The following is a 15045-nucleotide window of genomic DNA, read 5'->3' on the forward strand; positions in this document are numbered from 1 at the left end:
CCGCCGGCTCCGGACGCGGGTCGTCCCGTCACCGTACGCACGGCATCCCCAGCGGGGTGCGCGCGTCCCGGGCGGGCGGCGCCATACGGTGAATCCATCCCGCCGCATCGCATCCCGTAGGAGCACTGGACATGTCCAGCGAGTTCTTCGTTCCGGACCCGGAGGGTCACGTCCCCGACGCCGAGGGCTACTTCGGCGCATTCGGAGGCAAGTTCATCCCGGAGGCGCTCGTCGCCGCCGTGGACGAGGTCGCCGTCGAGTACGAGAAGGCCAAGGGCGACCCGGCCTTCGCCGCCGAGCTCAACGACCTGATGGTCCACTACACCGGCCGGCCCAGCGCCCTGACCGAAGTGCCCCGGTTCGCCGAGCACGCCGGCCACGCGCGGATCTTCCTCAAGCGCGAGGACCTCAACCACACCGGCTCGCACAAGATCAACAACGTGCTGGGCCAGGCGCTCCTGACCAAGCGCATGGGCAAGACCCGCGTCATCGCCGAGACCGGCGCGGGCCAGCACGGCGTGGCCACCGCCACCGCCTGCGCCCTCTTCGGCCTTGAGTGCACCATCTACATGGGCGAGATCGACACCCGGCGCCAGGCTCTGAACGTGGCCCGCATGCGCATGCTGGGCGCCGAGGTCATCGCGGTGAAGTCCGGGTCCCGGACCTTGAAGGACGCCATCAACGAGGCGTTCCGCGACTGGGTCGCCAACGTGGACCGGACCCACTACCTCTTCGGTACCGTCGCCGGCCCGCACCCCTTCCCGGCCATGGTCCGCGACTTCCACCGGGTCATCGGCGTCGAGGCCCGCCGGCAGATCCTGGAGCGCGTTGGGCGCCTGCCCGACGCCGTGGCGGCCTGCGTGGGCGGCGGCTCCAACGCCATCGGCCTCTTCCACGCGTTCATCCCGGACGCCGGCGTCCGCCTCGTCGGCTTCGAGCCGGCCGGGCACGGCGTGGAGACCGGCGAGCACGCGGCCACGCTGACCGCGGGCGAGCCGGGCATCCTGCACGGCTCCCGTTCGTACGTCCTCCAGGACGAGGAGGGCCAGATCACCGAGCCCTACTCGATCTCGGCCGGACTGGACTACCCGGGCATCGGCCCGGAGCACTCCTACCTCAAGGACTCCGGCCGCGGCGAGTACCGCGCGGTCACCGACGACGCCGCGATGCAGGCCCTGCGCCTGCTCTCCCGCACGGAGGGCATCATCCCGGCGATCGAGTCGGCGCACGCCCTCGCGGGTGCGCTCGACCTCGGCAAGGAGCTGGGCAAGGACGGCCTGATCGTGGTCAACCTGTCCGGCCGCGGCGACAAGGACATGGACACGGCCGCCCGCTACTTCGGCCTGTACGACACCGACGGGGAAGTCGCCGAGAACGAGTTCTCCGAGGGGGACGACAAGTGAACGCCACCCACCCCGCCGCAGCGGCCAAAGGCAACATCGAACTGCTGACCGCGACCCTCGCCAAGGCGAAGTCCGAGGACCGGGCCGCCCTGATCGCCTACCTCCCGGCCGGCTTCCCGACCGTCGACGGCGGCATCGAGGCCGTCAAGGCCGTCGTCGAGGGCGGCGCCGACATCGTCGAGATCGGGCTGCCGCACAGCGACCCGGTCCTGGACGGCCCCGTCATCCAGACCGCCGACGACATCGCCCTGCGCGGCGGTGTGAAGATCGCCGACGTGATGCGGACCGTACGGGAGGCCCATGCGGCGACCGGCGCCCCGGTGCTGGTGATGACGTACTGGAACCCCATCGACCGCTACGGCGTCGAGCGGTTCACCGCCGAACTGGCGGCGGCCGGCGGCGCGGGCTGCATCCTGCCCGACCTGCCGGTGCAGGAGTCCGCGCTGTGGCGCGAGCACGCGGACGAGCACGGCCTGGCGACCGTCTTCGTCGTGGCCCCCAGCAGCAAGGACGAGCGGCTGGCCACCATCACGGAGGCCGGCTCCGGCTTCGTCTACGCCGCCTCCCTCATGGGGGTCACCGGCACCCGCGCATCGGTCGGCACCCAGGCGCAGGACCTGGTGCGGCGCACCCGGGCCACGCCCGGCGCCGCCGGCGGGCTTCCGGTCTGCGTCGGCCTGGGCGTCTCCAACGCCGCCCAGGCCCAGGAAGTGGCGGGCTTCGCCGACGGTGTGATCGTCGGATCGGCCTTCGTGAAGCTGCTGCTGGACGCGCCGGACCTGCCGACCGGGCTGGCCGCCGTACGGGGGCTTGCGGGCGAGCTTGCGGAAGGCGTACGCAGGAGCTGACGCCGAGCGGTTCCCCGGCGGGTTCTGTAGCCCGATCGGGTGGAAGTGGGGGCAGGGAGGCACGCGAGTGCCTCCCTGCTTCGTTTGGCGGAACGTGAGTGAGAAGAACGACGGTGCGAACCGCGACGAGACGAAACGATCGGCCCGGGAGCGACTCCTCGCGGAGCGCGAGCGGGAGAAGGCCCGGGACAAGCGCCGGCGGACCCTCCTCGTGTCGGCGGCGGTGGTCGGAGTGCTCGGCCTGGCCGCCGTGGTCGGCCTGATCGCGGCCAACACCGGCAAGGACGGGGCCGACAAGGCGGGCCCGGTGGTCGCTCCCTCCGGGGCCACGGGCCAGGACGCGCTCGCCATCCGGACGGGCCGGGCCGGGGCGAAGTCCACCCTGACGGTGTGGGAGGACTTCCGCTGCCCCGCCTGCAAGGCCTTCGAGGACAACTACCGGGCCGTGGTCCACGAGCTGGAGGAGAAGGGGCTCCTCAAGGTCGACTACCACCTGGTCACCCTCATCGACGGGAACATGGGCGGCAGCGGCTCGCTGAAGGCGGCGAACGCGGCCGCCTGCGCGCAGGACGTGGGCAAGTTCGCCCCGTACCACGACGTGCTCTTCGTGAACCAGCCCGAGGAGGTCGACGACGCCTACGGCAAGAACGCGAAGCTGCTGGAGCTGGCCGGCACGGTGGACGGGCTGGACACCCCCGCCTTCCGGGCGTGCGTCGAGAACGGCACGCACAACAGCTGGGTGGGCAAATCGCAGGAGGCGTTCCGCGCCGGCAAGTTCCGGGGCACCCCGACGGTGCTGCTGGACGGCAAGGACATCTTCTCCGACCAGGCCGACCCGCTGACCCCGCAGAAGCTGAAGGAGCGGGTGGAAGCCGCGGCCAAGGGCTCCGGCGGCGGGAGCGCGAAGGGGACGCCCAAGGCGTCGTCATCGGCGTCGTCATCGGCCTCGGCGACGCCGTCGGCCGCGTCGAGGACCTCGTCCACGAAGGGCTCCGGGACCGGTTCCGCGAGCGGCGCCTCGGCCGGTGCCGCGGGGACCGCCGGGGAGTGAGCGGCGCCCGCGCCGTGTGTTGATTTGATTTCGCTTGCCGGGCGGGTTGCGGTCCGCACCGCCCGGCAGGGTAGCGTCAGGTCTGCCATGGACCTTGCTTACATCCCAAGCCCGTCGACCGGCGTGATCCATCTCGGACCGATCCCGCTCCGCGGCTACGCGTTCTGCATCATCATCGGCGTCTTCGTCGCCGTCTGGCTCGGCAACCGGCGCTGGATCGCGCGCGGCGGAAAGCCGGGCACGGTCGCGGACATCGCCGTGTGGGCGGTGCCCTTCGGCCTGGTCGGTGGTCGCCTGTACCACGTGATCACCGACTACCAGCTCTACTTCGGCGAGGGCCGCAACTGGGTCGACGCCTTCAAGATCTGGGAGGGCGGCCTCGGCATCTGGGGTGCCATCGCGCTCGGCGCGGTGGGTGCCTGGATCGGCTGCCGGCTGCGCGGCATCCCGCTGCCGGCCTGGGCGGACGCCCTGGCCCCCGGGATCGCGCTGGCCCAGGCCTGCGGCCGCTGGGGCAACTGGTTCAACCAGGAGCTCTACGGCCGGGCCACCGACCTGCCGTGGGCGGTGGAGATCACCGCGGGCCCGAACCGGGACGCGGGCACCTACCACCCGACCTTCCTCTACGAGTCGCTGTGGTGCGTCGGCGTCGCCCTGCTGGTCATCTGGGCCGACCGCCGCTTCACGCTCGGCCACGGGCGGGCCTTCGCCCTGTACGTCGCCGCGTACTGCGTCGGCCGCAGCTGGATCGAGTACATGCGCGTCGACGAGGCGCACCACATCCTGGGCCTGCGCCTGAACGTGTGGACCTCGATCGTCGTCTTCGTCCTGGCCGTCGTGTACTTCGTGCTGTCGGCGAAGCTGCGGCCGGGCCGCGAGGAGGTCGTGGAACCGGAGCGCCCCGGTGCCAAGGGCGGGGACGCCCCGGACACCACGGAGGGCGACGCGAAGGCTGACACCGCGGCCGGGTCCGAGGCCGAGCCCGCCCCCCGCGCGGCGGAGCCGAAGGACGCCGCGCCCGCGACGGCCGCGGCCCCGGAAGGCGCCGTGAAGACGGCGACGGACACCAAGGCCGACCTGCGCAAGGGGGAGCCGGCCGACGGCGACGCCCCGGAGGCCGACAAGCCCTGACCGCGAACCGGTCCGCAGGGGGGTGCCGCGCACGCGCGGCGCCCCCCTTTCGCATGCCCCCGGCTCCGCCCTTCCCGGCCTCCCGCCCGCGCTGTCGGACCCGACTGGCATGATCATCTCCGACCACCGTGACACGAGGGGGAGACCATGACCGACAAGCCGAGAACCGCCCGCCGGGCACTGCTGACCGGAGCCGTGGCCGGACTGGCCGGCGCGACCGCGCTGTCCGCCGCCGGCAGTGCGGCCGCCGCGCCCGCGGCCGCACCGGACCGGTTCGACGTCAAGGCCCACGGAGCGGTCGGCGACGGCTCCACCGACGACACCGTCGCCGTCCAGGCGGCCCTCGACGCGGCGGCCGCGGCGGGCGGCGGCACCGTCTACTTCCCCGTCGGCAAGTACCTGGTCAAGCCGACCCCCGCCCGACCGGCCCTGGAGGTGAAGGCCGACGGCATCCGGCTCGCCGGCGCCGGCGCCAAGGCCGCCACCCTGATCAAGGGCGGCGACGGCATCCTGCTGCGCATGTCCGGCAGCGGACCGGCGTACTCCACCGGCGCCACGCACCGCCGCTACTGCGCGATCGAGAACCTCGGCTTCAACGGCAACCGCAAGACCGGCCTGCTGCTGGAGCTCTACTACAACAACAACTCCTACTTCCGCGACGTCTTCATGTCCTCCAACAACGACATGTGCGTGGACGCCGTCGAGTTCTGGGACTCCCGCTTCTACAACCTCGTCATCGAGGACTGCACCGGCACCACCGGCAGCACCACCCAGCCCAACGTCTGGCTGCGCAACGCCTCCTCCGCCACCGAGGGCGCCTGGGGCCACAGCAAGGACAACATCAACCAGATCCACTTCATCGGCTGCCGGCTGGAGGCCTTCGGCACCGGCGCGCTGTGGATCGGCCAGGGCGCCGTCACCCTGAACAACCCCAACGGGATCTACCTCACGGACTGCAAGTTCGAGACCTCCCGGATGCGGGGCGGCCCCCACCTGAAGACCGACGCGGGCTGCAAGCACGTCTACGCGACCAACATCTACTGCTACGCGGGCGACTTCGCCGAGGGCACCCCGGCCACCGCCCGGAACATCATCAGCTGGGCGGCGAGCTCCAGCGCCCTGGAGAACGTGGTCATCGCCAACCGGGACAAGGCCACGGTCAACGCGGGCGTGGCCCTGTACTCGGGCCCCGGATCCACCGCCGTGCTGCGCAACGTCGTCGGCCTCTACGGCACCGCGCCCACCGGTACGCACATCTACTACGAGCAGTCGTCCACCGGCGACTTCCGGGTGGAGAACAGCTACGGCACCCTCGGGGCGCAGGCGACCGGCACGATCCCGGTCAAGAACGCCCCCAACCCGCCGCTGCGGCTGGTCTCCGGGCCCGTCACCGACGCCTCCTTCACGCGCCAGCCGCTCGACGGCACCATGGCCGTGGACTCCGCCAACAAGCGGCTCTACATACGCGTCGGCGGCAAGTGGCTCTGGTCCGCCCTCAACGCGTAGCCCCCCGCCGTGACAGCTCCAGGGTGCGGTGCGCCGCCGCCACGACGGCCGGATCCACGAACCGGCCGTCGGGCAGCGCCAGGGCGCCCGGGGTGGCCCGCGCGGCGCTGAGCACCTGCTCGGCGGCGACGACCTCCTCGGGGCCGGGCAGGTAGGCCCGCTCGATCACAGGGAGCTGGCGCGGGTGGATGGCCGCCCGCCCGAGGAAGCCGAGGGAGCGGCCGCGGACGCACGAGGCGGCCAGCGCCTCCAGGTCCCGGATGTCCGGGAACACCGACTGCGCCGGGGCCGTCAGCCCGGCCGCCCGGGCCGCCACCACGACCCGGGCCCGGCACCAGTCCAGGCCCTCCTCCGCGCTCACGGCCAGATCCGCCCGCAGATCGGCCTCGCCGAGGGAGAGCCCGCGCAGCGCGGGGTGCGCGCGGGCGATGTCGTAGGCGTGCTCCACGCCCAGCGCGGACTCCAGCAGGGCGTACAGGCCCACCCCGCCGGTGCGGTCGGCGACCGCCGTGATCTGCTCCGGGGCGCTGATCTTGGGCAGCCGGAGCCCGGCGAGGCCGTGCAGTCCGGCGAGGGCGGTCAGGTCGGCGCCGCCCCAGGGCGAGTCCAGGGCGTTGACGCGGACGTGGACGGGGACCGGGGGGCGCGAGCCCAGCAGCTCGGCGGTGGCGGCGCGGGCGTACTCCTTGCGGGAGGCCGGTACCGCGTCCTCCAGGTCCACGATGACGGCGTCCGCTCCGCAGCCGAGCGCCTTCGCCACCACCTCCGGACGGTCGCCCGGTGCGTACAGCCAGGTCAGGATCACAGTGCCCCCTCCTTTCGCAGCGTGGTGATCTCTGCCTCCGTCAGGCCGAGTTCGGTCAGGACCTCGTCGGTGTCCGCGCCGTGCGGGCGGCCGGCCCAGCGGATGGCGCCGGGCGTCTCGGAGAGCCGGAAGAGGACGTTCTGCATCCGCAGCGGGCCGAGCTCCGGGTCCTCGACCTCGGTGACCGTGTCGAGGGCCGCGTACTGCGGGTCCGCCATCACGTCCCGGACGTCGTAGACCCGCGCCACGGCCGCCTCGGCGTCCTCGAAGGCGGCGACGACCTCCTCGGCCTCGTGCCGGGCGATCCAGCTCCCGACGGCCTCGTCCAGGACGTGCGCGTGCCCGGCGCGGCCCGAACCCGTCGCGAACCAGGGCTCGGTGATCAGGTCCGGCCGGCCCACCAGGCGCACCACCCGCTCGGCGATGGACTGGGTGGAGGCGGAGACCGCCAGCCAGCGGCCGTCCGCGCTGCGGTAGGTGTTGCGCGGGGCGTTGTTGCCCGAGCGGTTGCCGGTGCGGGGCTGGACGTAGCCGAGCTGGTCGTACCAGAGCGGGTGCGGGCCGAGCACGGTGAGGATCGGCTCGATGATCGCCAGGTCCACGACCTGGCCGCGACCGGTGTGCTCGCGCCCGGCGAGGGCGGTCATCACCGCGTACGCCGTGGTCAGCGCGGCGATCGAGTCCGCCAGCCCGAAGGGAGGCAGCGTCGGCGGGCCGTCCGGCTCGCCGGTGATCGCGGCGAACCCGCTCATGGCCTCGGCGAGGGTGCCGAAGCCCGGCCGGCGCGCGTACGGGCCGTACTGGCCGAAGGCGGTCACGCGGGCCAGCACCAGGCGCGGGTTGACGGCGGACAGCTCGGGCCAGCCCAGCCCCCACCTCTCCAGGGTGCCGGGCCGGAAGTTCTCGACGATCACGTCGGCGGTGGCGGCCAGGCGCAGCAGGGTGTCCCGGCCGCCGGGGGCGGACAGGTCGAGGGTCATCGTCCGCTTGTTCCGGCCGAGCAGTTTCCACCACAGGCCGACGCCGTCCTTGGCGGGGCCGTGGCCCCGGGACGGGTCGGGTCGGCCGGGGTGCTCGATCTTGACCACCTCGGCGCCGAAGTCGCCGAGCAGGGTGGCGGCGAGGGGTCCGGCGAAGAGGGTGGCGAGGTCGAGGACGCGCAACCCCCGCAGGGGCCCGGCGCCGTCGCCCCGCGCGGCGGCCCCGTGCCCGGGGGCGCGGCCGTCCCCGTACCCCGGGGCAGCGGCGGTTTCGTCCCCCGGGTACGGATCGGCGACCCCGGCCGGCTCCCGGGCGTCCCCGTGGCCGTCCCGACCGGTGGCGCGGCTCACGAGGCGGCTCCGGGCGCCGCCTCGGACGCGTTCCCGGGCGGCCGTTCCGGTACCGGATCACGTCCGGCGAGGGCGCGGGCAAAGGCGTCGGTCTCGGCGCGGGTCGGCATCGAGTCCTGGGCGCCGGGGCGCTGGACGGAGAGCGCCGCGGCCGCCGAGGCCCAGTGCAGCGCCTGCGGCACCGGCCGGCCCTCGCCCAGGGCCACCGCCAAGGCGCCGACGAAGGTGTCCCCGGCCGCGGTGGTGTCCACCGCCCGGACCCGGGGCGCGGGCACGATCAGTGGTTCCCGGCCGCGGGCGGCGTACAGCGACCCGGCGGCGCCCAGGGTGACGACCACCTCCGGTACGTCCTCCAGCAGCGCGGCGGCGGCCAGGTACGGGTCGGTGAGCCCGGTGAGCGCCGCCGCCTCGTGCTCGTTGGGGACCAGCAGGTCGACGGCGGCGAGGAGTCCGGCGGGCAGCGGTTGTACGGGAGCCGGGGTGAGCACCGTACGGACGCCGTGCGCACGGGCCGCGAGGGCGCCGGCCAGGACGGTCCCCGGCGGGAGTTCGAGCTGGAGCAGCAGCGAGTCGGCCGCGCCGATCCGGCTGTCGTCACCCGCCTCCAGCCCGGTGACGCGCGCGTTGGCGCCGGGGATGACGACGATGCTGTTGCCGCCCTCGTCGTCCACGGTGATGTGGGCGGTGCCGCTGGGGCCCTCGACGGTGCGCAGGGCCGCGGTCTCGACCCCGGCGGCGGCGAGCGAGGAGCGCAGCCGGACACCGAACTCGTCGGCCCCCACCGCCCCGATCATCACCACCTCGCCGCCGCAGCGGGCGGCCGCGACGGCCTGGTTGGCGCCCTTGCCGCCGGGGACGGTGCGGAACTCGCGGCCGGTGACGGTCTCCCCGAGGCGGGGGGCCTTGGGGACGTAGGCGACGAGGTCCATGTTCGTACTGCCGAGCACGGCGATGGCCGTCATGAGCGTGCTGCCTCCTGTGCGGTGAGAGCGAGGGTGAGCCGGGCGAGGGCGTCGAAGCCGATGCCGTCGAAGCCGGGGACGGTGGTGGCGAGACGGTTCTTGAGGGGTGCGGTCCAGCGGTGCGGGAGTCGCTCGGGCGAGCCGGCGAGGAGGCCGGCGAGGGCGCCGGCGGTGGCGCCGTTGGAATCGGTGTCCCAGCCGCCGGACACCGCGCGGCAGACGGAGTGGGTGAAGTCGCCGTCGGCGTGGGTCAGGGCGGCGGCGATCAGGGCGGTGTTGGGCACGGCATGCACCCAGTGGTAGTGCCCGTACCGGGCGTGCAGCCCGTCGACGACGCCGTCGAACCCCGTTCCCCGACCGGCGGCGTCGAGGGCGGCGCGGACACCGAACCGGACGGCCTCCGCGAGGCGCGAGCGGGGCGGTACGACGGCCAGCCCGGCCCGGAGGGCGGCGTGCACGTCGGCGCGGCCGGTGGCGGCCTCGGCGGTGGCGGCGGCGACGAAGAGCGCGGCGTAGACGCCGTTGCCGGTGTGGGTCAGGGCGGCGTCCCGGTAGGCCTGGGCCGCGGCGGCGGCCGGGTCGCCGGGGTTGGTCCAGCCGTGTACGTCGGCGCGGATCAGGGCGCCGATCCACTCCCGGAACGGGTTGCGGTGGGTGGCGGTGGCGGGCGGCTCCAGCCCGAGGAGGAGGTTGCGGTACGCGATGCGCTCGGCGGTGAAGGTCCGTCCGGCGGGCAGCTCGTCGAGCCAGAGCCGGGCGACGTCGGCCGTGGTGAAGCCCTTGCCGTGCCGCTGGAGGAGGAGCAGGCCGAGGAGCGGGTAGTTGAGGTCGTCGTCCTCGGGCATGCCGTCGATGTTCTCGGCGAGCGAGGTGGGGGCGGAGCGGCGGTTCCAGGGATGGGCGGCCAGCAGCTCCGGCGGGACGCCCTCGGCGGTGAACCAGTCGTCCAGCGGCCAGTTGCCCGCGGCGCGGGCCAGGGCGCGGATGGCGTGGAGCGGGAGCTTCTCGACGGGCTTGCCGAGCAGGCACCCGACGGCCCGCCCGACCCAGGCGGCCTCGAACCGCGCGGCCAGCGCCTCTGGGTCCGCCCCCGTGCAGCCGTGGCCTCCGTCCGGGCCTGGGCCGGGCGCGGCGGCCGGCCGGTGGGCGGGCCACGTCGCTCGGACGGCGGCCCAGGTCAGGGGCTCGTCGGCGGCGGCGGGGGAGGGGAGCCGGGCCAGCTCGTCCAGCAGTCGGCCGGCCAGGTCGCGCAGTTCCGGCGGGGCCGGGGACGGGGAGGCCCCGGCCCGTTCCGGGGCCGGACGGCCGCCCGCCGCCAGCCAGGTCCGCCGGACGGCCTCCGCGTCCCGCCCGTCCTCGGCCGCCTGCCGCAGCTCGTGCCCGAGGAGGTCCTCCGGTTGCGCCCAGGTGAGGCGTACGGACGCGCGCCCGCTCTGCCGCGCCGCCGCACTCCCGCCGCCCGGGCCGGGGCCCTCGGTGTCCGGGGCCGGCCGGCCGGTCGGGTCCGCCGCGTGCGGGGCCTGCCGGGCGGCGGATGTCGGGCGGGGGTGGCCGGAGCCGGGCCGGGCCCCGGCTCGGGTGGGGTCGTCGGTGGGGGGTGTCGGGTGGGGCGGGGTGCCGGGCTGGGTGGGGGAACCGGCCCCGGAGGGGGACGGCGGGGTCACCGGGGGGTGGTGAGGGCGGCGAAGGCGGACTGGTGGGCCAGGTGGCGGGAGCGGTCGAGGGCGAAGATCTCCCGGGCCACGGCGGCCAGTGCCCGGGCCGGGGCGTGCAGGTCCAGCCGGCTGGCCTCCGCGACCCGCTTGGCCCACCCCGCGGGGACCACGGCCTCACCGCCCAGGGCTCCGGCGATCGCCCCCGCCATCGTGGCGATGGAGTCGCAGTCCCGGCCGTAGTTGACCGCGCCGAGCACCGAGGCCTCGTACCCCCCGTCCGCGATCAGCAGCATGCCGAGCGCGATCGGGAGCTCCTCGACGGAATGCAGGCGCGACGGGCGCCGGGCGCCGAGCGAGGGCGCGCGGTAGTCCGGCCCGACCGAGTCGTAGGGGGTCACCGCCGCCCGCAGCGGGACCAGCGCCGACTCGAAGTCCCGGTGCGCGGAGGCCGCTTCCGTCACCGCCGCGATCGCTGCGCGCGTACCGTCCTTGGCCAGCGCGAGCGCCGTGTCCACCACCGACACGGCCGAGGCCCCCGGGACGCACGCGGCCGCCACGGCCGCCGCGAACACGCCCGCCGCCTCGCGTCCGTACGAGGACTGGTGCGCGCCCGCCACGTCCAGAGCCTCCGCGTACGCGCCCGCCGGGTTGCCCGCGTTGGCGATGCCGACCGGCGCCATGTACATCGCCGCGCCGCAGTTGACGATGTTGCCGCTGCCGGCCTCGCGCGGGTCCACGTGCCCGTAGTGCAGCCGGGTCACGATCCACTTCTCGGCGAGGAAGATCCGCTGCAGGGGCAGGGCCTCGGCCTCCAGCTCCGGGATCCAGCGCGGTACCCCCATCAGGTCCGGGACCAGGTGTTCGGCCACCGCGTAGGCGTCCAGGTGGTCCCGTACGGCCTCGTAGACCCGAACCAGCGCGTGCGTCATCAAGGTGTCGTCCGTGACGTGCCCGTCGCCCTTGTGGTACGGGGCGATGGGGCGGGCCGTGCGCCAATCCCCGTGCCAGGGGCCGACGATGCCGTGCACGCGGCCGCCGTGCCGTTCCACGATCTGGTCCGGGGTCCAGCCCTCCACCGGGCCGCCGAGCGCGTCGCCGACGGCGGCTCCGACGAGGGCGCCTGCCGCCCGGTCCTCCAACGTGAGCGTCATGTCCGAATCATCCCTTGGGTGAGGTGAGTTCCGTGCGCGTGAGGAGCGCGGCGAGTTCCACGAGGTCGGTGCCGGCCAGGCGGGGGAGCGCGCAGCCGGAGAGCGTGCGGCAGGCCTCGCGCCAGGCGGCGGGGATCGAGTCGCCGCCGCCGAGCGCGCCGGTCAGGGCGCCGGCCAGGGCGGGGGCGGAATCCGCGACGCGGGACAGGCAGGCCGCGGCCGGTACGGCCTCGGCCATCCTGCCGCGGGCGGCGGTCGCGAGGGCGAGGGCCACGGGGACGGTCTCGGCGGCGGCGATCCCGTAGCTGTAGACGTGGTCCACGATCTCGTGTTCGAGGGTGGGGACGATGGCGAAGGCGCCGCCCTCCGAGTGCGCGTCGAGGTGCGCGCGGGCGAGTGCGACGGCATGGCGGGCGTTGCGGCCGATCTCGGTGGACCCGGGGAGCTGTGCGAGGGCCGCCTCGACGGCCGCGTCGACGTCCGCGCCGCCGAGGGCGGTCGCGAGGGCGGCGGCCATGGCGCGGGCGCCGTGGACCCCGTCGCCGTCCTGGGAGTAGCGGGCGTCGAACTCGGCGAGGTCGGCCGCCGCCTCGGCGTCCCCGGGGTGGACGACGGCGAGGACGCAGGCGCGGACGCAGGCGGCGTCGTCGAAGTAGTGCGGGTTGTCGTGGCCGGTGGCGGGTGGACGCAGGCCGGCGGCGAGGTTGCCGAGGCCGGCCCGGACGGAGATCCGGGCGCGGAGCGGCAGGACGGCGGACTCGACTTCGGGGGCGCGTTCGGCCGCCGCCGCGACCTCGGAGGCGAGGGCGTTCCACGCGAGGTCGATGGCGGCGCGCATGCGGCGGGACCGGGAGAGGTCGCTGAGCAGGACACCGGCGGCGGTGATGACGGACTCGGCGACGAAGGCGGCCCACTCGGCGTCGTCGGAGGGGCCCAGGCGCAGGGGCTCGGGGGGCTGGTTCAGCGCGATGGGGACCGGGAGGGTGGTGGTGGCGTTCTGCTCGGCGAAGGTGTCGAGCTCGCGGGTGAGGCGGCGGGTCCACTCGGGCATCCGGCTGGCGCGGTGGCGCGCGGCAGGCCACCCGGCCGCGTCGCCTGCGGCGAGCCCGAGGAGCAGCCCCTCGATCCGGCGGGGTCCGGCCGGTGCGGGTGCCTCGGCGGCGGCGGTACGGGTGTGCGCGGGCGCGGTGCCGCCCCCGCGGGTGCCCGGCCCACTCCCCGGCATCCTCACGAGCACGTCGCCGCGGTGCCCGGTCCGGCCGACCGCGGCGGAGCCGACCGGTACCCCGACCCCGACCCCGACCCCGACCACGGCCCCGTTCCGGGTCGGCAGGTCGACCGCCGTTGCGGCGGGTGCGGCCCCTTCCCCGGTCCGGCCGGCCGCGGCGGAGCCGACCGGTACCCCGACCCCGACCCCGACCGCGGCCGCGGCCCCGCTCCGGGTCGGCAGGTCGACTGCCGTTGCGGCGGGCGCGGCCCCTTCCCCGGTCCGGGCGGGCGCGACGGAGCCGACCGGCACGTCGACCGCGGCTCCGGTCGGAGCCGCGGGGCCGCCGGCGGGCCGGCGGACCCAGGCGGTGAGCGGTTCGGGAGCGACCGGGCCCCTGCCGCCGCCGGAAGGAAGCACGGCCGGGGCCCCACTCCCGGGACCCACGGGGACGGCAACCAGGACCCCTGCCGAGGCGCCCGGCCTGCGGTTGTCCGGCGGCGGCGCCGCGAGGGCGGGCGGGCCGGTGTTGTCGGGGGCGGCGGTCGGGCCGGGGGGCTGGGTGTCCCCTACGGCGGACGGCCCCGCCGGGCCGTGGGGCGGAATGCCGGCCGGGCCGAAGGGGTGCGTCGGCGCCGGCCGTGCGCCCGGCCCGCGGTTGTCCGGCGGCGGCGCCGCAAGGGCGGGCGGGCCGGTGGTCGGGGTATTCGCCGAGGCGGCAGGGGCGGAGGGCGCCGGCCGTGCGGAGGGCCCGGTGGTGTCCGGTGGCGCCGCGAGGGCGGGTGTGGGGGTGGTCGGGGAGTGGGTGGGGTCCGGGGTGTACGGGGGTGGGGTCATCGGGGGGCCTCGTATTCCGGGGTGAGGAGGTCCGCGATGTCCAGGACGTGGTAGCCCCGCATCGAGGGGAGGCAGCTGCCCCGCACCGGCCCGATCGCCGACGCCCAGTCGGCGGGGATGGCGCCCGCCCCCGACGTGGCGCCGGCCAGCGCGCCCGCCACCGCCGCCGTGGTGTCCGCGTCGCGCCCCATGTTCACGGCCGTGAGCACCGAGGACGCGAAGTCGCCCGCGCAGGCGGCGAACGCCCCGAAAGCCAGCCCCACCGCCTCGGGGGCCAGGTCCGTCCACGGGTAGCCGCCGATGACCACCGCCGAGCGCACGGCCCGTTCGCCGCGCGGGGCGGCGGTGACCGCCCGGCGCAGCGACCGGGCGGTCCAGGAGTCCGACGGGATGACGGAGAGGGCCGCGGACACGGCGGACGCCGGGCTGCCGCCGGCCATCGCCGCCGCCACGCCCGCCGCGACCGCCTGGCCGCCGTAGATGCCCTCGCCGTCGTGGCTGACGCAGCCGTCGATGGCGACGAGCCGCGCGGCCTCGGCCGGCCGGCCCGCCGCGAAGACCCCGAAGGGCGCCGCCCGCATGGCGAGGCCGTCCGACCACGCGTGCCGGTGCTGCGCCGAGATGGGGGCCGCCAGCCCCCGGCGGAGGTTCTCCAGGGTGCCGCGTTCGGAGAAGCCGGCTCCCCGGAACGGGCCCTCGTCCAGGTCCGCGATCCAGTGGTGCCAGGCCCGCTCCACGTGGGAGACGGTCAGCGCCGACCCGTGACGGGCCAGCAGCAGCCCCGAGAAGATCGCGTACTCGGTGTCGTCCGTGCCCGCCGGGTCCTCCGACACGAAGCCCTCGATCCGGCCCCATTTCGCCCGGATCTCCGACGGCTTCATGTTCTCCGCGGGGGCGCCCAGCGCGTCACCCACCGCGAGTCCGAGAAGAGCGCCCCTGGCCCGTTCGAGGAGGACCTGCGGATTGCATGCAATCAGCTCCATGGCGCGCCTCTCCACTTGATGGGACTCATGATGAGCCCTTGGGGGATTTGTGCCATGACATGTGGTTTGTCGCCTGTCGCAAAACACCCCGCGAACGCCCCCGTCACCCGGTCGCCGACCCGCAAAACCCCAGGTAAGTACGGCCTTCCTTGCTGGCGAGCGGCCGAAATCGTGC

Annotated in this window: 12 protein-coding genes; 5 read left to right on the forward strand and 7 right to left on the reverse strand. The window is 75.2% G+C overall.

The window, feature by feature from the left end:
• The first annotated feature begins 131 nt into the window (after positions 1–131).
• From trpB to ACWFQ8_RS11695, 5 genes are all read left to right on the forward strand, one after another.
• On the forward strand, positions 132–1403 hold the full coding sequence (gene trpB / locus ACWFQ8_RS11675; RefSeq protein WP_453786000.1) for a tryptophan synthase subunit beta: 1272 nt from the start codon (positions 132–134) through the stop codon (positions 1401–1403).
• Positions 1400–2251: a tryptophan synthase subunit alpha gene (gene trpA, locus ACWFQ8_RS11680; protein ID WP_453786001.1), complete on the forward strand. Its 852-nt coding sequence runs from the start codon at positions 1400–1402 to the stop codon at positions 2249–2251. Before trpB ends, trpA begins: the two co-directional genes overlap by 4 nt.
• 94 nt (positions 2252–2345) lie before the next feature.
• Complete coding sequence (locus tag ACWFQ8_RS11685) at positions 2346–3302, forward strand: DsbA family protein (protein ID WP_453786002.1); 957 nt, start codon at positions 2346–2348, stop codon at positions 3300–3302.
• A gap of 87 nt (positions 3303–3389) precedes the next feature.
• Positions 3390–4433, forward strand: a complete 1044-nt coding sequence (gene lgt / locus ACWFQ8_RS11690) for a prolipoprotein diacylglyceryl transferase (protein ID WP_453786003.1) — start codon at positions 3390–3392, stop codon at positions 4431–4433.
• A 147-nt stretch (positions 4434–4580) separates the two neighbouring features.
• Positions 4581–5939, forward strand: a complete 1359-nt coding sequence (locus ACWFQ8_RS11695; protein WP_453786004.1) for a glycosyl hydrolase family 28-related protein — start codon at positions 4581–4583, stop codon at positions 5937–5939.
• Here the strand turns inward: ACWFQ8_RS11695 and ACWFQ8_RS11700 are convergent.
• The 7 genes from ACWFQ8_RS11700 to ACWFQ8_RS11730 form a co-directional block, all read right to left on the reverse strand.
• On the reverse strand, positions 5929–6744 hold the full coding sequence (locus tag ACWFQ8_RS11700) for an HpcH/HpaI aldolase/citrate lyase family protein (RefSeq protein WP_453786005.1): 816 nt from the start codon (positions 6742–6744) through the stop codon (positions 5929–5931). The two genes, ACWFQ8_RS11695 and ACWFQ8_RS11700, sit on opposite strands and share 11 nt — an antisense overlap.
• Positions 6741–7916 (reverse strand): CaiB/BaiF CoA transferase family protein, encoded by a 1176-nt coding sequence (locus ACWFQ8_RS11705; protein WP_453786054.1) that lies wholly within the window; start codon positions 7914–7916, stop codon positions 6741–6743. Before ACWFQ8_RS11705 ends, ACWFQ8_RS11700 begins: the two co-directional genes overlap by 4 nt.
• Positions 7917–8071: 155 nt before the next feature.
• On the reverse strand, positions 8072–9037 hold the full coding sequence (gene rbsK / locus ACWFQ8_RS11710; RefSeq protein ID WP_453786006.1) for a ribokinase: 966 nt from the start codon (positions 9035–9037) through the stop codon (positions 8072–8074).
• Positions 9034–10410 (reverse strand): ADP-ribosylglycohydrolase family protein, encoded by a 1377-nt coding sequence (locus ACWFQ8_RS11715; RefSeq protein ID WP_453786055.1) that lies wholly within the window; start codon positions 10408–10410, stop codon positions 9034–9036. The genes rbsK and ACWFQ8_RS11715 overlap by 4 nt, the downstream gene beginning before the upstream one ends.
• Before the next feature lie 287 nt (positions 10411–10697).
• A complete protein-coding gene (locus ACWFQ8_RS11720) occupies positions 10698–11843 on the reverse strand; it encodes an ADP-ribosylglycohydrolase family protein (RefSeq protein ID WP_453786007.1) in 1146 nt (381 codons plus the stop codon).
• A 7-nt stretch (positions 11844–11850) separates the two neighbouring features.
• On the reverse strand, positions 11851–13068 hold the full coding sequence (locus tag ACWFQ8_RS11725) for an ADP-ribosylglycohydrolase family protein (RefSeq protein WP_453786056.1): 1218 nt from the start codon (positions 13066–13068) through the stop codon (positions 11851–11853).
• Positions 13069–13883: 815 nt separating this feature from the next.
• Positions 13884–14870 carry an ADP-ribosylglycohydrolase family protein gene (locus ACWFQ8_RS11730; protein WP_453786008.1) on the reverse strand — a complete coding sequence of 329 codons (987 nt, stop codon included), beginning with the start codon at positions 14868–14870 and terminating at the stop codon, positions 13884–13886.
• Between the last annotated feature and the right edge of the window lie 175 nt (positions 14871–15045).

It is taken from the genome of Streptomyces sp. NPDC055254 (assembly GCF_053606025.1).

Coding starts and splice junctions, on each gene's coding strand:
- rbsK (WP_453786006.1), bottom strand. CDS start 9,037: ATGACGGCCATCGCCGTGCTCGGCAGTACGAACATGGACCTCGTCGCC.
- ACWFQ8_RS11725 (WP_453786056.1), bottom strand. CDS start 13,068: ATGCCGGGGAGTGGGCCGGGCACCCGCGGGGGCGGCACCGCGCCCGCG.
- ACWFQ8_RS11720 (WP_453786007.1), bottom strand. CDS start 11,843: ATGACGCTCACGTTGGAGGACCGGGCGGCAGGCGCCCTCGTCGGAGCC.
- ACWFQ8_RS11695 (WP_453786004.1), top strand. CDS start 4,581: ATGACCGACAAGCCGAGAACCGCCCGCCGGGCACTGCTGACCGGAGCC.
- trpB (WP_453786000.1), top strand. CDS start 132: ATGTCCAGCGAGTTCTTCGTTCCGGACCCGGAGGGTCACGTCCCCGAC.
- ACWFQ8_RS11730 (WP_453786008.1), bottom strand. CDS start 14,870: ATGGAGCTGATTGCATGCAATCCGCAGGTCCTCCTCGAACGGGCCAGG.
- lgt (WP_453786003.1), top strand. CDS start 3,390: ATGGACCTTGCTTACATCCCAAGCCCGTCGACCGGCGTGATCCATCTC.